Consider the following 2,549-nt stretch of genomic DNA (forward strand, 5'->3'; position numbering starts at 1 on the left):
TTTCGGCTGTTGGGGAAAAAGGAATTTTGCAAAGGTCTCTGCCTGTCCGATTTTAAAACTTCACGTTCACGCCGCCGGTAAAGCTGCGGCCCATTTGCGGCGTATCAGAGAGGAAGCTGCTATGGGCGTAAACGGATTGGTTGAGCAGATTGTCGGCTTTGACATACCAATTCCACTCGCCATAGCGCGTATTGCGGCGGTAGTTTGCGCCGAGGTTGAGCATATGGTGTCCGGGCGTGCGTGTTTCGTAGCGGGCGAGTTTGTTTTGGGCGAACACGCGGTAGTAGTCCAAATTGGCATCGATACGGTCGGTCAGCGAGGCTTTCAGGTGGAAGCCGAGGCGCGCAGCCGGAACGCGAGGCGCGTTTTGGTCGTCCTGTGCGATGAAAGGACGGTTACCGTAAGCATCTTCCCTGCCGGGTAGGGAAGGCAGGTTTTTCAGACGGCCTCGTACATAGTCGCCGGAAACGCCGATGCGGTAGCGCGGTGTCGGTTTGAAGTAGATTTCGCCTTCCGCGCCGTAGAAGTCGGCGCCGGATTGGTTGTAGCGCACGAGCTTCATTTCGCTGTCGTCTTCGATGGATTTGGGGCCACGTCCGTCGTTTAAGGTTTGGGCGTAAATGTAGTTGCCGAAACGGTTGCGGTAGAGTGCCAGATTGTATTGCCAGCGGTCGCCTTCGTAGCCCAGCGCGAGTTCGATATTGTTGGAACGCTCTTTGTTGAGGTGTTTGTTGCCGACTTCAAAGGTGTTGGTGGCAACGTGTTTGCCGTGTGCGTACAACTCTTGCGTTGACGGCAGGCGTTCTTGATGGGAGGCGGTCAGGCTGAGTTTGTGTTGTGGCGTGAAATACCAGTTGCCGGAAAGCGCGAACGAGCGGGCGGTTTGGCGGTGCGCGCCGAGGTCGGGCAAGGGTTGGTTGTAGTAGTTTTCCCGATCAATCAATGCCTTGTCGTACTGAATGGCGGCTTTTTGTTTTTCCACGCGTACGCCGCCTTCAAGCGAGAAATTGTCCCAATTTGCCTGTTCTACGCCGAAAAAGCTGTAATGATGCACATCGTTGTCGATCAACATCGGCTGTTGGACGGTTTCGGGAATGGCGGAAAGCGCGCTGGATTTTTGGGTGAGGTATTGCACGCCCCAACTGCCTTTCAGACGACCTATGGGCAGGTGGCGCAATTCGATACGGGCGTTTTGCGTTTTGTTTTTAAAGAAGTTTTCTACCGCATCGCCCGCTTTTTCGTCGTGGCGGTAGTCGTTGCGGTTCAAATGCACGCGCAGGGCTTCGAAACCGGGGAGCGGCTGCTTCCATTCGGCGCGGATTTCGTAGCGTTTGTTGCGCAGATCTATCCACGGTCTGCCGCTGTGGGCGTGCGCGTGTGCATTATCGTCGTCGTGGAAGCCACAGCTCAAGCCCGGATTGTCGTAATCGATGTCTTCTTCGGTCAACAGGTGCGGATAAAGCTGCAAATAGCGTTTGTTAATCAAACTCTTCTGCCAGATGATGTCGGCGTGGCAGTCGTCGTAGAGGTGACTGTGCGCAGGCAGACCGTAGCGGTCACGACGGTCGCTGTACGCCGCGCCGATAAAGCCTTTCTCGCCCACCCAAGACAGCCCGATGCTGCCTGTTTGCGAATCGGCATGGCTGTCGGGCAGGCGTTTCAGACGACCTTCTTCCTTACGGTAACGCGGTACGGCGTAGTCGCCTGATTTGCGGTACAGCCCTTCCGTGTGCAACACGAAGTTTTTACCCAGTCCGACATTGATGCCGCCGGACGTGAGTTTTTCCAAATTGCCACTGCTCAAACGCAGCCCCAGTTCGCCCGATACGCCGTTTTCAGGCATTTTTTCGGGGATTTTTCCGTCGGCAACATCCACCAAGCCCGCCACATTGCCCGAGCTGTACAACAGCGTTACCGGCCCGCGCAGGATTTCAACCTGTTGCGACAAGGCGGTGTCCACCATCAGGGCATGGTCGGGCGAAAAATCCGCCATGTCGCCCGTTTCCCCGTGATGGTTCAACACTTTAATCCGTCTGCCCGTCTGCCCGCGTATCACAGGCGCGGACGCGCCGCCGCCGTATTGTGAAGCATGGACGCCCGGCACGCCGTTGAGCGCGTCGCCGAGATTGACGGATTTTTGCCGCAAAGTATCGCCGGCGATGATTTTGTCGGAGGCAGTCGAAGTGTGCAGCAGCCCCGAAGTGGCGCGCGGACGGCTTTTACCGACGACGGTAACCTCTTCCAAGTCAACCGACTGCTCGGTTTCATGCGCTTGGGAGAGGATGGGGGTGCTGATTAAAAGAATAGATAAAACGATGGGTTTGAGTGTGGTTTGTGTCATTTTAGTTTCTCATCATATTTCGAAAGGCTGTTATTATATAGCATTTTATTGTTTATATGATAAGATTTTTGAGAAAAAAAGGCCGAGACCTTTGCAAAATTCCTTTTTCCCCGACAGCCGAAATCTAATTAAAGATTTTTGGCTGTTTTTGTTTCAAATATCCACTGATTCTACTCAAATACCCCCTTAATTCTCCCCGGATACCCGA

General features: G+C 54.3%; 1 protein-coding gene. It reads right to left on the reverse strand.

Annotated elements, in window-relative coordinates; all coding sequences use genetic code 11:
- Positions 1 to 52 precede the first annotated feature (52 nt).
- Positions 53 to 2,341 carry a TonB-dependent zinc receptor ZnuD gene (gene znuD / locus BM261_RS11990; protein WP_074898586.1) on the reverse strand — a complete coding sequence of 763 codons (2,289 nt, stop codon included), beginning with the start codon at positions 2,339 to 2,341 and terminating at the stop codon, positions 53 to 55.
- Between the last annotated feature and the right edge of the window lie 208 nt (positions 2,342 to 2,549).

It is taken from the genome of Neisseria elongata subsp. elongata (genome assembly GCF_900113545.1).
GTDB lineage: Bacteria > Pseudomonadota > Gammaproteobacteria > Burkholderiales > Neisseriaceae > Neisseria > Neisseria elongata.